Genomic DNA, 16,069 nt, shown 5'->3' on the forward strand with positions numbered 1-16,069 from the left:
CAGTTCTATCCACAACCTCAAAACAGTGTTTTGAGCTGACTTCGTCAGTTCTATCCACAACCTTAAAACGGTGTTTTGAGCAGTCTGTGCCTAGCTTTCTAGTTTGCTTTTTGATTTTTATTGAGTATGAGTTACCTAAATTATGATGCATAGTTGATGGGATATATATAATAGATTGAAATAGAATATGAACAAATTGATAAGAGGATTTTAAAGTAATCTCTAACAATGCTTTAGAAACTATGGTGTGCTATTCTAAATTCAATTCACTATAACTTGTTTACGTTTTAAAAAAGAGCCGGGGGGCTCTTTTTACTTATCTTCAGTTCCCTGCATTTCTTTTATCACAGCTAGTCTAGTCTGGATATCCTTTTCCAAGACCTTAAACTTGTAAGTCAAGTCTTCTTGGTATTCCTTGATAAGTTCTTTTTGCTGGTTAATGATTTGCAGGCTGTTTTGGATAATATCCACATCGTCCTTGATAGCTTGAACGCGGTCAGTGGTATTCAAGACTTCATCTGTGATGGTTTGGCGATTTTTTGTAACCAGATAACTTCCGGCTGCAGCTCCTGCAAATAGCAGTAGGTTGGATAATTTCATAGCAACTCCTTAAGCGTTTTTGATGGTTTCAGCGACTTGAGCAAGTTTGTCAAAGTCTGGTTCGTGGGCGATAAAATCAATCTTGAGGTCATCGTCAGCACTGTAGCGAGGCACAAGGTGAACGTGAGTATGAAAAACTGTTTGACCAGCGACTTCTTCACAGTTGGAAATGATATTCATACCAGCAGCCTTAGTGACTTTCATGACTTTTTGAGCTACTTTTGGTACTTGGGCAAAGAGTTGGCTGGCGCTCGTAGCATCCATCTCCAAAAGATTGCGATAGTGTTCTTTTGGCACGACCAAGGTGTGTCCTAGTGTTACTTGAGAGATATCAAGAAAGGCAAGGACCTGCTCATCTTCATATACTTTTGAAGCAGGAATTTCCCCTGCGATGATTTTACAAAAAATGCAATCTGACATAAAATCTACCTCTACTGTACTGAATTTTGATATAATATAGCTACATTATACCAGATTTGGAGAAAATATGTTAGAAATTAAAAACCTGACAGGTGGCTATGTTCATGTCCCTGTCTTGAAAGATGTGTCTTTTACTGTTGAAAGTGGGCAGTTGGTTGGTTTGATTGGTCTCAATGGTGCTGGGAAATCGACGACGATTAATGAGATTATCGGTCTGTTGACACCTTATAGTGGTTCCATCAATATCAATGGCCTGACCCTGCAAGAAGATGCGACTAGTTACCGCAAGCAAATTGGCTACATTCCTGAGACACCTAGTCTGTATGAGGAATTGACCCTCAGAGAGCATATCGAAACGGTTGCCATGGCTTATGGTATTGAGCAGAAAGTGGCTTTTGAGCGAGTAGAGCCCTTGTTAAAAATGTTCCGTCTGGACCAGAAATTAGACTGGTTTCCTGTTCATTTTTCAAAAGGGATGAAGCAGAAGGTCATGATTATCTGTGCTTTTGTGGTAGATCCGAGTCTTTTCATCGTGGATGAGCCTTTCCTTGGTCTGGATCCGCTGGCGATTGCAGACTTGATTCAGCTTTTGGAAGTGGAAAAGCAAAAGGGCAAGTCCATTCTTATGAGTACCCACGTGCTGGATTCGGCGGAGAAGATGTGTGATGCCTTTGTTATTCTTCATAAGGGAGAGGTGCGTGCCAAGGGAAATCTCCTGCAACTGCGCGAAGCCTTTAACATGCCTGAGGCTAGTTTGAATGATATTTACTTGGCTCTGACCAAAGAGGAGGAACTATGAAAGACTTGTTTTTAAAGAGAAAGCAGGCTTTTCGTAAGGAGTGTCTTGGTTATCTGCGCTATGTTCTCAATGACCACTTTGTCTTGTTCCTGCTTGTCTTGCTGGGCTTTCTAGCCTACCAGTACAGTCAACTCTTGCAAGATTTTCCTGAAAATCATTGGCCTATCCTTTTGTTTGTAGGAATTACGTCTGTTTTACTCTTACTTTGGGGAGGAATTGCCACCTATATGGAGGCTCCAGACAAGCTCTTTCTCTTAGTTGGAGAAGAGGAAATTAAGCTCCATCTCAAGCGTCAAACTGGCATTTCCCTAGTCTTTTGGCTCTTTGTACAGACCCTTTTCTTGCTGTTATTTGCGCCTTTATTTTTAGCAATGGGTTATGGCTTGCCAGTTTTTCTGCTCTATGTGCTTTTATTGGGGGTAGGAAAATATTTCCACTTTTGTCAAAAGGCCAGCAAATTTTTCACTGAAACTGGACTGGACTGGGACTATGTTATTTCTCAAGAAAGCAAGCGTAAGCAAGTCTTGCTTCGTTTCTTTGCCCTCTTTACGCAGGTCAAGGGAATTTCAAACAGCGTTAAGCGTCGTGCCTATCTGGACTTTATTTTAAAGGCTGTTCAGAAGGTGCCTGGGAAGATTTGGCAAAATCTCTATCTGCGTTCTTATCTGCGAAATGGCGACCTCTTTGCTCTCAGTCTTCGTCTTCTCTTGCTTTCTTTGCTGGCGCAGGTCTTTATCGAGCAATCTTGGATTGCGACAGCAGTGGTAGTTCTCTTTAACTACCTCTTGCTTTTCCAGTTGCTGGCCCTCTATCATGCCTTTGACTACCAGTATTTGACCCAACTCTTTCCGCTGGACAAGGGGCAAAAGGAAAAAGGCTTACAGGAGGTAGTTCGAGGATTGATCAGTTTTGTTTTACTTGTGGAATTAGTTGTTGGGTTGATTACCTTCCAAGAAAAACTAGCCCTTCTAGCCTTACTAGGAGCTGGTTTGGTTTTACTAGTCTTGTATTTGCCTTATCAGGTAAAACGTCAGATGCAGGATTAACATTGCTTATATGATATTAAAAAAGAAGTTGAGTTCAGTTTGTCTCAACTTCTTTTTAGTTGCTACAGGATAATGGTTGGCCCGTAGAGACTCAACTTGGTCTTGACTTGGTCAAAGTGAAAGCGGTCATAGGCTCGCCAAGCAGCGCGAGTTGGAGCATCTGGATCAAGAGCGCTGAGTCCCATGAGAAGACTGGAAGTCTGGTAAAATTTTTCCAGTTCAATAAAGACTCGATTATCCACTGTTTCAGCCTTGGCTAGAAAGCCAAGAATAGAGTTTAATTGCTCCTGAAAGCGGACGTCGTCAGCGGTTGCCTGTCTGCATGCTTGGTAGGCTTTGTTTAAGTCAGTAATCAAAGTCTGAGCTCTTTTGATGGGGTCTGTGTCTGTCATGAGAATTCCTCCTCTAATACTCTTCGAAAATCTCTTCAAACCACGTCAGCGTCGCCTTACCGTAGGTATGGTAGTTCTATCCACAACCTCAAAACACTGTTTTTAGCAACCTGCGGCTAGCTTCCTAGTTTGCTTTTTGATTTTCGTTGAGTATAATCTGGGTGCTAGTCTTGTTTCTAGCACCTGTGTTTTGATACTGTCAGTTTATCACTTTTATCTCCTTTTTCAGCTTCAAATCTTTAATTGTCCTTGAAATTTCCTGAATGGTACTGTTAAGATTTTATGATAAAATAGTTGTAAGATTATCATGCTTATTTGAGGAACAAGCTACCTTTCAGGAGTGTTGAATGCCTGTTTAGGATTTGGTGGGCTTGTATCATAGTATTTTTGCTATTCTCTTTTTAGGAAGAAATCGAAACAAGGAGAGTAAAAAGATGAGAATATTTGTTTTAGAAGATGATTTTTCCCAACAGACTAGGATTGAAACGACGATTGAGAAACTCTTGAAAGAACATCATATCACTCCCAGTTCTTTTGAGGTCTTTGGTAAGCCAGACCAGCTGCTGGCAGAGGTGCATGAGAAGGGGGTGCATCAGCTATTCTTTTTGGATATTGAGATTCGAAATGAGGAGATGAAGGGTCTGGAAGTGGCTAGAAAGATTCGGGATCGAGACCCCTATGCCCTGATTGTCTTTGTGACGACTCACTCAGAGTTTATGCCCCTGTCTTTTCGCTACCAAGTGTCAGCTTTGGACTACATTGATAAGGCCTTGTCGGCAGAGGAGTTTGAATCTCGGATCGAGACAGCCCTCCTCTATGCCAATAGTCAAGATAGTAAGAGTCTGGCGGAAGATTGCTTTTACTTTAAATCAAAATTTGCCCAATTCCAGTATCCTTTTAAAGAGGTCTACTATCTCGAAACATCGCCCAGAGCCCATCGTGTTATTCTCTATACTAAGACGGACAGGCTGGAATTTACAGCGAGTTTAGAGGAGGTTTTCAAGCAGGAACCTCGTCTCTTGCAGTGCCACCGCTCTTTTCTCATCAATCCTGCCAATGTGGTTCGTTTGGATAAGAAAGAAAAACTTCTTTACTTTCCCAATGGTGGAAGCTGTATGATCGCGCGTTATAAGGTCAGGGAAGTGTCTGAAGCTATCAATAACTTACACTAAGTGAGGTGCTGGAATGGAATTAGTTTGGAAGATAGTATATGTGTTTTTGATATCTGGATTGGAATTGTTTATATTTTTTAAGGTGGATGGAATTGTTCTAACTCTGGAGAGAGTTTTTAAGTCCTTTCTTTTTAAGCTACTTTTAGCAGTTGTTTTTGTAACGATTAGCTATATAGTAGGAAATACTTACCTATCTTATTTTATGGAACCCTTGTACGGCATTGGTTTATCTTTCTTATTGTTAAGAGGGCTTCCTAAAAAACTACTCTTCTTTTATGGTCTCTTTCCAATGATGTTGGTGAATCTTTTTTTCAGGGTAGTCTCCTATTTTGTGCTTCCATTTTTGGGGCAAGGGCATTTGTATGATGACCGCTCTTTTATTTGGTTATGTATAAAAATTTTCATTTGCTTTATTTCTCTAGCCTTTTTGAAATGGTTAGACTATGATTTTACTAGTTTGAGGAGGGAGATTCTCGATAAAGGTTTTCAACAGTCCCTGACTAAGATTAACTGGATAATGGGGGCTTACTATCTAGTGATGCAAAGTCTGTCTTATTTTGAAAATGTACAAGGTATTCAATCAACGACTGTTCGCCATCTGATTCTAGTGTTTTACCTACTCTTTTTTATGGGGGTTATCAAGAAGCTGGATACCTATTTGAAGGACAAACTCCATGAGAGACTGGACCAAGAGCAGGCCTTGCGCTACAGAGATATGGAACGCTATAGTCGGCATATAGAGGAACTTTACAAGGAAGTACGGAGTTTTCGCCATGACTACACCAACCTCTTGACCAGTTTACGTCTGGGCATTGAAGAGGAGGATATGGAGCAGATAAAAGAGGTCTACGATTCGGTCTTAAAGGATTCTAGTGAAAAATTGCAGGACAATAAATATGACCTTGGTCGATTGGTGAATATTCGTGATAAAGCCCTCAAAAGTCTCCTAGCAGGGAAATTTCTAAAAGCTAGAGATAAGAACATTGTCTTTAATGTCGAAGTTCCTGAGGAGATTCAGGTAGAGGGGATGAGCCTGCTTGATTTTCTGACTATTGTGTCTATCCTTTGTGACAATGCTATTGAAGCCAGTGCAGAGGCCAGTCAACCTCATGTTTCAATTGCTTTTTTAAAAAATGGAGCACAGGAGACCTTTATCATTGAAAATTCCATTAAAGAAGAGGGTATAGACATTTCTGAGATTTTCTCCTTTGGAGCCAGTTCTAAAGGGGAGGAGAGAGGAGTTGGTCTCTATACCGTCATGAAAATTGTGGAAAGCCATCCTAATACCAGTCTAAATACCACCTGTCAAAATCAAATCTTTCGTCAGGTTTTAACGATTCACTCGATATCAGTTGATGATTAGAAGATTTGTGGAAAGAAGTACTGCCTAAAGTCATCAATTAAAATACTATAGTATGTGAGGTATATTAAATGAATAAGAAATCCTTTTTTATCATCTGTTCTACGTTGATTATTGCTTCGAATCTTCTCATGATTTCCGTGGTGAACAAGGGAGAAGAAACAGGGGGCAACCTGTTTGTGATTGCTATAGCCTGTGTTTTGCTGCCAGCCTTTTTATATGCAGTTGAAAACAGACTTACTTCAATGGTAAGAGTAGAATCAATACTCCTGATTCAGTTGACAGTTATATCCCTACTCCGTCTTATCAACAGAATAGGGAGTACGCCTGAAATCCTCAACATTATCATTACCCTTATCGCTTTGGCAAGTGGGACAGCTGCTATCCTTATTGCGATTATGAGAATATATGAAAACATACGGAAGTAAGGCTGAATAGCTTTCGATTTTGTATTTTCACATTGTTAAGTTCCCCTAGGGCAAGTATGTTTTCCATGCTTGCTTTTTTAATTTTTTACAATTCAAGATGTTTTGATGACCATTTATGATGTGAGTGTTCCAAGGATAAAATGAGTGCTATACTAGCAGTGTAAAGGTTGTAGCTAAACTAAGATAAAGCATACATTTAGGAGGAAATTTTATGAAGAAAAAAATACTGATTATTTTCGTTCTATATCTGATCATGTCTACCCTTCTTTATCCGCTTAGGGAGAGTATTTGGTATCATCTATTTTATACCATAGCCTATATGATTGCGGTTGTGATCTATTTTGCTTTAACTAAAAAGAAAGGAGCAAAGAAATGAAAGCTTTTCTTGCTAAAAAACGGAACATCTTCCTTACGAGATTGTTCCTAGGTCAGTTGCCCTTGCTTGTCTCTACTTATCTATTTCTATCTCGTCAGTTTTTAAATTTTTCATTGGTTTTCCAATTTCTTTTAGTGGTTATTAACTTGGCCTCTATTTTGGTTACTGTTTACCTCACTAGGGAGATGAGGATAAGAGAGTTTGAAGATGATGATTTGGTTAGTCCTAGAACCAATCAACTTATGTATATCGGTTTGACAGGTTTTATGTCTATCATTTGTTTGTATAGAGGTATCACAGCAGGAGAATCTTACCAACAACTAATTGCCTATATTGGCGCTATTCTCTGCTTGCTTATCATGCTTTTGCTCATTTGGGGCTTGAAGTATTATAAAAAGTAGCTTGCCTTCTTCTTCTGACAGAATCTTTGATTAGAAGGCTCTATTAAACTGTCCGTGAAATAAGTGAATGGAGGTATTTAATATGAAATATAGATTATTTCTTGTTATTTTCTTGAGTAGTATGTTGAATATTCTTTTAGGGACATTTTTACAAATCTCTAATGTATCGATTGGGTGGATTGTTCTCTACAGTGGATTATTTGAAGCAGGCGTTTTCCTTCTTGCTAATAAAGGGGTAGCGGTAAAAATAAAGGAAGTAGATATTCGAAATCGCTTTAAATTTATTTTTGGAAAAACCTTATGGTTTCAAATTTTTTTGCTCATCTTTTTGATGGTCAAACTTTATCTTGGTTTGGATGCGAGGTTGATTTTATTCTATGGACATATTTTCATTGTCTTTAATGCCTTAATGTATCTATTATCTAGTAGTCAGGTTAGCCTTAAAAAGAACAAGCTGTCTTCTTAATCTTGCAGTAATAGAGCATGACAAGGTGAGCTATCCTGTCTTGTAGATAGTAGGGAGGATTTATATGAAAAGACACGCTATTCTTTTCAAAACGAGTGCAATTCTTTCTTATTTGTTTCTGTTTTTCGGACTGTCTTGGACAACCCAATTTTGGAGCAATTATTGGGAGTTCTCGTCTTGGGTAGGAAATATTATCTGGATTCGAAACATCATCAGTCTTCTCTTTATCTGCTTGATGGTTTGGATTTTGGTCAGGTCGGGCCATGCTTATCTCTTTCGTATCCCTAGGAAAAAGTGGTTGAGCTATTCTGTTCTGACGGTGTTAGCCGCTGTTGTACTTATCTGCTTTAACTATCTGACAGCTAAACACGTCCAGGGAACTAATGAAGGGTGGAATTTGTTTATTGCCTATAGTGAGACAAATTTTGCGGAGTTTGGTGTTTACCTAACCTTAATCGTACTAGGACCTCTGATGGAAGAATTGGTATGTAGGGGCCTGCTTCAACATGCCTTCTTTAAGGATTCGAGATGGGGGCAGGATCTTCTCTTTCCGTCATTCTTATTTGCCTTGCCCCACTTTTCTAGCTTGCCAAGTCTCGCAGATATTTTTGTCTATACGGCAGTGGGCTGTCTGTTTGCCTGTCTAACACGTTATACGAAGAGTATCTATCCTTCTTATTCGATTCATATTGTTAATAATATCATCGCAAACTTACCATTTTTGCTCACTTTTTTACATAGGGTCTTGGGGTAAAAAAACAAAAGTCTTGCTTTTCAGCCATAGAGGAGGTCATCATGTATAAACACTTATTTTTCCTAGATTCCAAAACCTTAGACTGGTTGACACCTTATATTTTGGTCTTGGCTTCTGACACCATTGCTTTTAACGTTTTTGTGCTAACCTTTGTATCTGTGGTGGTCTTTTATTTCCTAAATCCCATGTTATCTTTAATGGCTATATTCTTAGGGGCTGGCTATGTGGTCGGGTTTTGGTTACTCAAATGGTTTGTTTTGGAAAGACTAGCACTAAAGGATGACGTGTAGAGAAGTTTGTTTCTTGAGGAGAATAATTTTATGGAGTTTTTTGATAAATTTCATGCCTTGTGCTTTGGATTTTTAGTACTACTAATCGTCATTACAGTTCCTTATACGATTAATCATGGGGATTTTTTTCAAAATGAATCTGCATTGATTATTGTAAGTCTTCTAGTAACCTCGATGAGTGTTGCTTATGCTAGAAAGTTTGAAATGATTTCTTTTGGGATGTTAAGCAGGAAACAACTTTTACTTTTCATTGCAATCTTTCTTCTAAGTGTGCTTGAGACGCTGGTTTATATTCATTTCTTCGCTATTTCTTCTGGCGCAGGAGTTCAACACTTGGCGGAAGTCAGCAGAGGAATTTCCCTGTCTTTGATTTTGACTTCCTCAGTTTTTGGACCCATCCAGGAGGAACTCATTTTCAGAGGACTTCTTCAAGGTGCGGTTTTTGACAACTCTTTGTTAGGGCTTGTGCTAACTTCCTCTCTCTTTTCTGTTATGCATGGACCTTCTAATGTCCCTTCGTTTATTTTTTATCTACTTGGGGGCTTGTTGCTGGGCTTTGCTTATAAAAAGAGCCAAAACCTATGGGTTTCTACTCTAGTCCACATGTTTTACAACAGTTGGCCACTCTTATATTATTTATAAAAATTATGAAAAGGTAAGTAGAAGACGGTGCTTACCTTTTTCTTTCTATAATGATACTCAAGCCAATCCAGAGGCTTTTCTTTGAGAATCGGGTGTGGAGCGGTTGACGAATAGGGCAAAAACTAGTAGAATAGTAAGGAAACTTTATACGGAGGAAAGAAATGGATTTGGGTGATAATGAGCTAACACTGACTCCCATACCTGGGAAAAGTGGCAAGGCTTATATGGGTAGCTATCCTGATGGAAAGCGCATCTTTGTAAAAATGAACACCTCTCCAATCCTACCTGGTCTAGCTAGAGAACAAATTGCTCCACAATTATTATGGAGTCGCCGTTTGGCAGATGGGCGTGATATGTGTGCTCAAGAATGGTTGACAGGCAAGATATTGACCCCCTATGATATGAATCGTAAGCAAATCGTCAATATTTTAACCCGCCTTCATCGCTCACGTCCTTTGATGACGCAGTTGAGTCGTTTGGGCTATGCCATGGAAACACCTGTAGATTTACTACAGTCTTGGCAGGAAACGGCTCCAGATGCTTTGCGTAAAAATCATTTTATCAGTGAAGTGATGGCTGATTTACGTCAGACTATTCCAGGATTTAGAGAGGACTATGCGACCATTGTCCATGGAGATGTACGACATAGTAATTGGATTGAGACAGATAGTGGCTTGATTTATTTGGTAGATTGGGATTCGGTTCGCTTGACCGATCGCATGTTGGATGTGGCCCATATGCTCTGCCATTATATTCCAGAATATCAGTGGAAGGAATGGTTGACCTACTACGGCTATAAGTATAATCAAACGGTATTAAATAAATTGTATTGGTACGGTCAATTGTCTTACTTGAGCCAGATTTCCAAGTATTATATGAACCAAGATTTAGAAAATGTCAATCGGGAGATTCATGGCTTGCGTCACTTCCGAGACAAGTATGGAAAGAGAAGATGAGAGTTAGAAATCGTAAAGGGGCGACAGAATTACTAGAGGCAAATCCCCAGTATGTGGTCCTCAATCCCTTGGAAGCCAAGGGAAAATGGCGGGACTTGTTTGGCAATGACAATCCCATTCATGTGGAAGTTGGAAGTGGAAAGGGTGCCTTTGTTTCAGGTATGGCTAAGCAAAATCCTGACATCAACTATATCGGGATTGATATTCAAAAGTCTGTTTTGAGCTACGCTTTGGACAAGGTACTTGAAGTTGGAGTGCCTAATATCAAGCTCTTGTGGGTAGATGGTTCTGACTTGACTGACTACTTTGAAGACGGTGAGATTGATCGCTTGTATCTGAACTTTTCAGATCCATGGCCTAAAAAGCGTCATGAAAAGCGTCGGTTGACCTACAAGACCTTCTTGGACACCTTCAAGCGTATCTTGCCTGAAAATGGAGAAATTCATTTCAAGACAGATAACCGTGGCTTGTTTGAGTACAGCCTAGTGAGCTTTTCTCAGTATGGCATGAAACTAAATGGTGTCTGGCTAGACTTACATGCCAGTGATTTTGAAGGCAATGTCATGACAGAATACGAGCAAAAATTCTCCAACAAGGGTCAAGTTATCTACCGAGTTGAGGCAGAATTTTAAGAAATAGCCTGAAATCAGGCTGTATAAGTGGTAAGTGCTTTTGCTTTACATAAGTTAGCAAATGTGCTATACTAAGGGTAAGAATATGAGAAAGAGAGGCGGGGAAATATCTTCGCCTCTTGCTTATGAGGAGGTGGACGCAATCGCAACAATTGTAGAATTAGTCAGAGAAGTTGTAGAACCTGTCATTCAATCACCTTTCGAACTCGTGGATATCGAGTATGGAAAGATTGGCAGTGACATGATTCTCAGTATTTTTGTAGATAAACCTGAAGGAATTACCTTGAACGACACGGCAGACTTGACAGAAATGATCAGTCCTGTCCTAGATACCATCAAGCCAGATCCCTTCCCAGAACAATATTTCCTAGAAATTACCAGTCCAGGCTTGGAACGTCCTTTGAAAACCAAGGATGCCGTCGCTGGAGCGGTTGGGAAATACATCCATGTCGGGCTCTACCAAGCCATCGATAAGCAAAAGGTCTTTGAAGGAACCTTGTTGGCCTTTGAAGAGGACGAGTTGACCATGGAATATATGGACAAGACACGTAAGAAAACTGTCCAAATTCCATACAGTTTAGTATCAAAAGCACGTTTAGCAGTTAAATTATAGAAAAAGAAAGGATAGCTTTTGAGGATTCAAAAGTGAAGAAAACATGAGTAAAGAAATGCTAGAGGCCTTCCGCATTTTGGAAGAAGACAAGGGAATCAAAAAAGAAGACATCATCGACGCAGTAGTAGAGTCGCTTCGTTCCGCTTATCGCAGACGCTATGGTCAATCAGATAGCGTAGCTATTGACTTCAACGAAAAAACAGGTGACTTTACCGTTTATACTGTCCGTGAAGTTGTTGATGAAGTATTTGATAGCCGTTTGGAAATCAGCTTGAAAGATGCTCTTGCCATCAATTCAGCCTATGAACTTGGTGATAAAATCAAGTTTGAAGAAGCACCTGCTGAGTTTGGTCGAGTAGCAGCCCAATCTGCTAAACAAACCATCATGGAAAAAATGCGCAAGCAAACACGTGCCATCACTTACAATACTTACAAAGAACATGAGCAAGAAATCATGTCTGGTACAGTAGAACGCTTTGACAACCGCTTCATTTATGTCAACCTTGGCAGCATTGAAGCCCAATTGTCAAAACAAGACCAAATTCCTGGAGAAGTTTTTGCTTCTCATGATCGTATCGAAGTATATGTTTACAAGGTTGAAGACAACCCTCGCGGTGTGAACGTCTTTGTTAGCCGTAGCCATCCAGAAATGATCAAACGCTTGATGGAGCAAGAAATTCCAGAAGTTTATGATGGAACGGTTGAAATCATGAGCGTGGCTCGTGAAGCTGGTGACCGTACTAAGGTTGCAGTTCGTAGCCATAATCCAAACGTGGATGCTATCGGTACAATCGTTGGACGTGGTGGTGCTAATATCAAGAAGATTACTAGCAAATTCCACCCAGCTCGTTACGATGCCAAGAGCGACCGTATGGTGCCAATCGAAGAAAATATCGACGTTATCGAGTGGGTAGCAGATCCAGCTGAATTTATCTACAATGCTATCGCTCCTGCTGAGGTTGACCAAGTTATCTTTGACGAAAACGACAGCAAACGTGCCTTGGTTGTTGTACCAGACAACAAACTTTCTCTTGCCATTGGTCGTCGTGGGCAAAACGTTCGTTTGGCAGCTCACTTGACTGGTTACCGTATCGATATCAAGTCTGCTAGTGAATTTGAAGCCATGGAAGAAGCTGGTTCGGTAGATTTGGAAGCAGAAAACGATACTATCGAAGAATAAAAGCTGCTAGAGGAGGGAAAGATGAAAACGAGAAAAATCCCTTTGCGCAAGTCTGTTGTGTCTAACGAAGTGATTGATAAGCGTGATTTGCTCCGTATTGTCAAGAACAAGGAAGGACAAGTCTTTATCGATCCGACAGGCAAGGCCAATGGCCGCGGCGCTTATATCAAACTAGACAATGCAGAAGCCCTAGAGGCGAAAAAGAAGAAGGTCTTTAACCGTAGCTTTAGCATGGAAGTGGATGACAGCTTTTATGACGAATTGATTGCTTATGTGGATCACAAAGTGAAAAGAAGAGAGTTAGGACTTGAATAAGCAAAAGATAAGCAATCTCTTGGGACTTGCTCAGAGAGCAGGGCGGATTATATCGGGTGAAGAATTGGTGGTCAAGGCCATTCAAGACGGCAAGGCCAAGTTGGTCTTTCTAGCCCATGATGCTGGACCCAATCTGACCAAGAAGATTCAAGATAAAAGTCATTATTATCAAGTAGAAATTGTAACCGTGTTTTCAACACTGGAATTAAGCATAGCAGTCGGGAAATCGAGAAAGGTTTTGGCTGTAACAGATGCTGGATTTACAAAGAAAATGAGGTCTCTTATGGAATAGAAGAGGAGGACATGATTTGTCTAAGAAAAGATTGTACGAAATCGCAAAAGAACTTGGAAAAGAAAGTAAAGAAGTTGTAGCGCGTGCAAAAGAGTTGGGCTTGGATGTGAAAAGCCACTCATCAAGTGTGGAAGAAGCTGTCGCTGCAAAAATCGCTGCCAGCTTTAAGCCTGCAGCTACTCCGAAAGTAGAAGCAAAACCTGCAGCACCAAAAGCAAGTGCAGAAAAGAAAGCCGAGAAATCTGAGCCAGCGAAACCAGCTGTAGCTAAGGAAGAAGCAAAAGCGGCTGAACTAGTTGCTCCTAAAACAGAAAAAGCAGCAGCTAAACCGCAAAGTCGTAATTTCAAGGCTGAGCGTGAAGCCCGTGCTAAAGAGCAGGCAGAGCGACGCAAGCAAAATAAAGGCAATAGCCGTGACCAACAACAAAACGGGAACCGTCAGAAAAACGACGGCCGTAATGGTGGAAAACAAGGTCAAGGCAACCGCGACAATCGTCGCTTTAATGACCAAGCTAAGAAACAGCAAGGTCAGCAAAATCGTGGTAATGAACGCCGTCAACAAGAGGACAAACGTCCAAATCAAGCGGCTCCACGTGTTGACTTTAAAGCCCGTGCAGCAGCGCTAAAAGCAGAGCAAAATGCAGAATATGCTCGTTCAAGTGAGGAACGTTTCAAGCAGACTCAGGCTGCCAAAGAAGCCTTGGCCCAAGCTAACAAATGCAAGGAGCCAGAGGAAATCTTTGAAGAAGTGGCTAAGTTAGCTGAACAAGCGCAACAAGCACAACAAGTACAGCAAGTTCAAGCAGTGGTTGAAGTTGTCCCTGAGAAAACAGAACCTGCAGTGGATACACGTCGTAAAAAACAAGCTCGACCAGACAAAAATCGTGACGATTATGATCACGAAGAAGATGGTCCTAGAAAACAACAAAAGAATCGAAGTAGTCAAAATCAAGTGAGAAATCAAAAGAATAGTAACTGGAATAACAACAAAAAGAACAAAAAAGGCAATAACAAGAACAACCGTAATCAGACTCCAAAACCTGTTACAGAGCGTAAATTCCATGAATTGCCAACAGAATTTGAATATACAGATGGTATGACTGTTGCGGAAATCGCAAAACGTATCAAACGTGAACCAGCTGAAATCGTTAAGAAACTCTTTATGATGGGTGTTATGGCCACACAAAACCAATCCTTGGATGGGGAAACAATTGAACTCCTCATGGTGGATTATGGTATCGAAGCCAAACAAAAGGTTGAAGTGGATAATGCCGACATCGAGCGTTTCTTTGTTGAAGATGGTTATCTTAATGAAGATGAATTGGTTGAGCGTCCACCAGTTGTAACTATCATGGGACACGTTGACCACGGTAAAACAACACTCCTAGATACCCTTCGTAACTCTCGTGTTGCGACAGGTGAAGCAGGTGGTATCACTCAACATATCGGTGCCTACCAAATCGTGGAAAATGGCAAGAAGATTACCTTCCTTGATACACCAGGACACGCGGCCTTTACATCTATGCGTGCGCGTGGTGCTTCTGTTACCGATATTACTATCTTGGTCGTAGCGGCAGATGACGGGGTTATGCCTCAGACTATCGAAGCCATTAACCACTCAAAAGCAGCCAACGTTCCAATTATCGTAGCTATTAACAAGATTGATAAACCAGGTGCCAACCCAGAACGCGTTATCGGTGAATTGGCAGAGCATGGTGTTATGTCAACAGCTTGGGGCGGAGATTCTGAATTTGTTGAAATCTCAGCTAAATTCAACCAAAACATTGAAGAATTGTTGGAAACAGTCCTTCTTGTGGCTGAAATCCAAGAACTCAAGGCAGACCCAACAGTTCGTGCGATTGGTACAGTTATCGAAGCGCGCTTGGATAAAGGAAAAGGTGCGGTCGCAACCCTTCTTGTTCAACAAGGTACTTTGAATGTTCAAGACCCAATCGTTGTCGGAAATACCTTCGGTCGTGTCCGTGCTATGACCAACGACCTTGGTCGTCGTGTTAAAGTTGCTGGACCATCAACACCAGTTTCTATCACAGGTTTGAACGAAGCGCCAATGGCGGGTGACCACTTTGCCGTTTACGAAGATGAAAAATCTGCGCGTGCAGCCGGTGAAGAGCGTGCGAAACGTGCCCTCATGAAACAACGTCAAGCTACCCAACGTGTTAGCCTTGAAAACCTCTTTGATACGCTTAAAGCTGGTGAACTTAAATCAGTTAACGTGATCATCAAGGCCGATGTACAAGGTTCTGTTGAAGCTCTTTCTGCTTCACTTCAAAAAATTGATGTGGAAGGTGTCAAAGTTACCATCGTCCACTCAGCAGTCGGTGCCATCAACGAATCTGACGTGACCCTTGCGGAAGCTTCAAATGCTTTCATCGTTGGTTTCAACGTGCGCCCTACACCACAAGCTCGTCAACAAGCAGAAGCTGATGATGTAGAAATCCGTCTCCACAGCATTATCTATAAGGTCATCGAAGAGATGGAAGAAGCCATGAAGGGGATGCTTGATCCAGAATTTGAAGAAAAAGTTATCGGTGAAGCAGTTATCCGTGAAACCTTCAAGGTGTCTAAAGTGGGAACTATCGGTGGATTTATGGTTATCAACGGTAAGGTTACCCGTGACTCTAAAGTCCGTGTTATCCGTGACGGTGTCGTTATCTATGATGGCGAACTTGCAAGCTTGAAACACTACAAAGACGACGTGAAAGAAGTTACAAACGGTCGTGAAGGTGGATTGATGATTGACGGCTACAATGATATCAAGATGGATGATGTGATTGAGGCGTATGTCATGGAAGAAATCAAGAGATAAGATTTTTGCTCCTTTCTTAGGTGGTGAGGGACGCAAGCAAACCGATGGTTTCATTGCTTATTTTTGAGCCTAGGGTCTCAAAAATCCCCTGTGATGGGACTGATAAAT

Annotated in this window: 20 protein-coding genes; 17 read left to right on the forward strand and 3 right to left on the reverse strand. The window is 40.9% G+C overall.

From position 1 onward, the window contains the following. Window positions 1-312: 312 nt before the first annotated feature. Window positions 313-600 carry a hypothetical protein gene (locus ADH54_RS04945; protein WP_000777760.1) on the reverse strand — a complete coding sequence of 96 codons (288 nt, stop codon included), beginning with the start codon at window positions 598-600 and terminating at the stop codon, window positions 313-315. Window positions 601-609: 9 nt separating this feature from the next. Continuing rightward, window positions 610-1,020 (reverse strand): HIT family protein, encoded by a 411-nt coding sequence (locus ADH54_RS04950; RefSeq protein ID WP_001278301.1) that lies wholly within the window; start codon window positions 1,018-1,020, stop codon window positions 610-612. 67 nt (window positions 1,021-1,087) lie between these two features. Between ADH54_RS04950 and ADH54_RS04955 the strand changes: the two genes are divergently transcribed. Together ADH54_RS04955 and ADH54_RS04960 are read left to right on the forward strand one after the other, a co-directional pair. After that, the gene (locus ADH54_RS04955) at window positions 1,088-1,819 is read left to right on the forward strand and encodes an ABC transporter ATP-binding protein (RefSeq protein WP_000889956.1); all 732 of its coding nucleotides are present in this window, start codon (window positions 1,088-1,090) and stop codon (window positions 1,817-1,819) included. Further along, a complete protein-coding gene (locus ADH54_RS04960) occupies window positions 1,816-2,865 on the forward strand; it encodes an ABC transporter permease (protein WP_049524262.1) in 1,050 nt (349 codons plus the stop codon). Before ADH54_RS04955 ends, ADH54_RS04960 begins: the two co-directional genes overlap by 4 nt. Window positions 2,866-2,927: 62 nt before the next feature. Here ADH54_RS04960 and ADH54_RS04965 read toward each other — a convergent pair whose 3' ends face one another. Next, window positions 2,928-3,257: a hypothetical protein gene (locus ADH54_RS04965; RefSeq protein WP_049524263.1), complete on the reverse strand. Its 330-nt coding sequence runs from the start codon at window positions 3,255-3,257 to the stop codon at window positions 2,928-2,930. Between the two features lie 434 nt (window positions 3,258-3,691). Here ADH54_RS04965 and ADH54_RS04970 point away from each other — a divergent pair, with 434 nt between their 5' ends. From ADH54_RS04970 to infB, 15 genes are all read left to right on the forward strand, one after another. Next, window positions 3,692-4,429 (forward strand): response regulator transcription factor, encoded by a 738-nt coding sequence (locus ADH54_RS04970; protein WP_001219148.1) that lies wholly within the window; start codon window positions 3,692-3,694, stop codon window positions 4,427-4,429. 13 nt (window positions 4,430-4,442) lie between these two features. Then, entirely contained in the window at window positions 4,443-5,792 is a 1,350-nt protein-coding gene (locus ADH54_RS04975) for a sensor histidine kinase (protein WP_049524264.1), read from the forward strand. 68 nt (window positions 5,793-5,860) lie between these two features. Further along, window positions 5,861-6,217 (forward strand): hypothetical protein, encoded by a 357-nt coding sequence (locus ADH54_RS04980; RefSeq protein WP_049524265.1) that lies wholly within the window; start codon window positions 5,861-5,863, stop codon window positions 6,215-6,217. Between the two features lie 372 nt (window positions 6,218-6,589). Further along, window positions 6,590-6,994 (forward strand): hypothetical protein, encoded by a 405-nt coding sequence (locus tag ADH54_RS04990; protein WP_000642960.1) that lies wholly within the window; start codon window positions 6,590-6,592, stop codon window positions 6,992-6,994. An 82-nt stretch (window positions 6,995-7,076) separates the two neighbouring features. Further along, the gene (locus ADH54_RS04995; protein WP_000877389.1) at window positions 7,077-7,460 is read left to right on the forward strand and encodes a hypothetical protein; all 384 of its coding nucleotides are present in this window, start codon (window positions 7,077-7,079) and stop codon (window positions 7,458-7,460) included. A 64-nt stretch (window positions 7,461-7,524) separates the two neighbouring features. Then, entirely contained in the window at window positions 7,525-8,214 is a 690-nt protein-coding gene (locus ADH54_RS05000) for a CPBP family intramembrane glutamic endopeptidase (RefSeq protein WP_000820344.1), read from the forward strand. Between the two features lie 41 nt (window positions 8,215-8,255). Continuing rightward, entirely contained in the window at window positions 8,256-8,504 is a 249-nt protein-coding gene (blpZ, locus tag ADH54_RS05005; protein ID WP_049524266.1) for an immunity protein BlpZ, read from the forward strand. 30 nt (window positions 8,505-8,534) lie between these two features. Continuing rightward, window positions 8,535-9,146: a CPBP family intramembrane glutamic endopeptidase gene (locus ADH54_RS05010; RefSeq protein WP_033676248.1), complete on the forward strand. Its 612-nt coding sequence runs from the start codon at window positions 8,535-8,537 to the stop codon at window positions 9,144-9,146. Between the two features lie 161 nt (window positions 9,147-9,307). Beyond that, entirely contained in the window at window positions 9,308-10,102 is a 795-nt protein-coding gene (gene ccrZ, locus ADH54_RS05015) for a cell cycle regulator CcrZ (RefSeq protein WP_049524267.1), read from the forward strand. Beyond that, on the forward strand, window positions 10,099-10,734 hold the full coding sequence (gene trmB, locus ADH54_RS05020) for a tRNA (guanosine(46)-N7)-methyltransferase TrmB (protein WP_001266094.1): 636 nt from the start codon (window positions 10,099-10,101) through the stop codon (window positions 10,732-10,734). The genes ccrZ and trmB overlap by 4 nt, the downstream gene beginning before the upstream one ends. 133 nt (window positions 10,735-10,867) lie before the next feature. Then, a complete protein-coding gene (gene rimP, locus ADH54_RS05025) occupies window positions 10,868-11,347 on the forward strand; it encodes a ribosome maturation factor RimP (RefSeq protein ID WP_025170680.1) in 480 nt (159 codons plus the stop codon). A 43-nt stretch (window positions 11,348-11,390) separates the two neighbouring features. Continuing rightward, window positions 11,391-12,527 (forward strand): transcription termination factor NusA, encoded by a 1,137-nt coding sequence (nusA, locus tag ADH54_RS05030; RefSeq protein WP_049524268.1) that lies wholly within the window; start codon window positions 11,391-11,393, stop codon window positions 12,525-12,527. 21 nt (window positions 12,528-12,548) lie between these two features. Further along, window positions 12,549-12,842, forward strand: coding sequence for an RNase P modulator RnpM (rnpM, locus tag ADH54_RS05035; protein WP_049524269.1), 294 nt, complete (start codon window positions 12,549-12,551; stop codon window positions 12,840-12,842). After that, entirely contained in the window at window positions 12,835-13,134 is a 300-nt protein-coding gene (locus ADH54_RS05040; protein WP_001041390.1) for a YlxQ-related RNA-binding protein, read from the forward strand. The genes rnpM and ADH54_RS05040 overlap by 8 nt, the downstream gene beginning before the upstream one ends. A 16-nt stretch (window positions 13,135-13,150) precedes the next feature. Next, a complete protein-coding gene (gene infB / locus ADH54_RS05045; RefSeq protein ID WP_049524270.1) occupies window positions 13,151-15,961 on the forward strand; it encodes a translation initiation factor IF-2 in 2,811 nt (936 codons plus the stop codon). Window positions 15,962-16,069: the final 108 nt, after the last annotated feature.

This window comes from Streptococcus pseudopneumoniae, from assembly GCF_001072315.1.
Lineage (GTDB): Bacteria > Bacillota > Bacilli > Lactobacillales > Streptococcaceae > Streptococcus > Streptococcus pseudopneumoniae_R.

Coding starts and splice junctions, on each gene's coding strand:
- nusA (WP_049524268.1), top strand. CDS start 11,391: ATGAGTAAAGAAATGCTAGAGGCCTTCCGCATTTTGGAAGAAGACAAG.
- ADH54_RS04990 (WP_000642960.1), top strand. CDS start 6,590: ATGAAAGCTTTTCTTGCTAAAAAACGGAACATCTTCCTTACGAGATTG.
- ADH54_RS04970 (WP_001219148.1), top strand. CDS start 3,692: ATGAGAATATTTGTTTTAGAAGATGATTTTTCCCAACAGACTAGGATT.
- ADH54_RS04950 (WP_001278301.1), bottom strand. CDS start 1,020: ATGTCAGATTGCATTTTTTGTAAAATCATCGCAGGGGAAATTCCTGCT.
- ADH54_RS04945 (WP_000777760.1), bottom strand. CDS start 600: ATGAAATTATCCAACCTACTGCTATTTGCAGGAGCTGCAGCCGGAAGT.
- rnpM (WP_049524269.1), top strand. CDS start 12,549: ATGAAAACGAGAAAAATCCCTTTGCGCAAGTCTGTTGTGTCTAACGAA.
- ADH54_RS05000 (WP_000820344.1), top strand. CDS start 7,525: ATGAAAAGACACGCTATTCTTTTCAAAACGAGTGCAATTCTTTCTTAT.
- ADH54_RS04965 (WP_049524263.1), bottom strand. CDS start 3,257: ATGACAGACACAGACCCCATCAAAAGAGCTCAGACTTTGATTACTGAC.
- blpZ (WP_049524266.1), top strand. CDS start 8,256: ATGTATAAACACTTATTTTTCCTAGATTCCAAAACCTTAGACTGGTTG.
- ADH54_RS05010 (WP_033676248.1), top strand. CDS start 8,535: ATGGAGTTTTTTGATAAATTTCATGCCTTGTGCTTTGGATTTTTAGTA.
- ADH54_RS04975 (WP_049524264.1), top strand. CDS start 4,443: ATGGAATTAGTTTGGAAGATAGTATATGTGTTTTTGATATCTGGATTG.
- ADH54_RS04955 (WP_000889956.1), top strand. CDS start 1,088: ATGTTAGAAATTAAAAACCTGACAGGTGGCTATGTTCATGTCCCTGTC.
- ADH54_RS04995 (WP_000877389.1), top strand. CDS start 7,077: ATGAAATATAGATTATTTCTTGTTATTTTCTTGAGTAGTATGTTGAAT.
- ccrZ (WP_049524267.1), top strand. CDS start 9,308: ATGGATTTGGGTGATAATGAGCTAACACTGACTCCCATACCTGGGAAA.
- ADH54_RS04980 (WP_049524265.1), top strand. CDS start 5,861: ATGAATAAGAAATCCTTTTTTATCATCTGTTCTACGTTGATTATTGCT.
- ADH54_RS04960 (WP_049524262.1), top strand. CDS start 1,816: ATGAAAGACTTGTTTTTAAAGAGAAAGCAGGCTTTTCGTAAGGAGTGT.
- trmB (WP_001266094.1), top strand. CDS start 10,099: ATGAGAGTTAGAAATCGTAAAGGGGCGACAGAATTACTAGAGGCAAAT.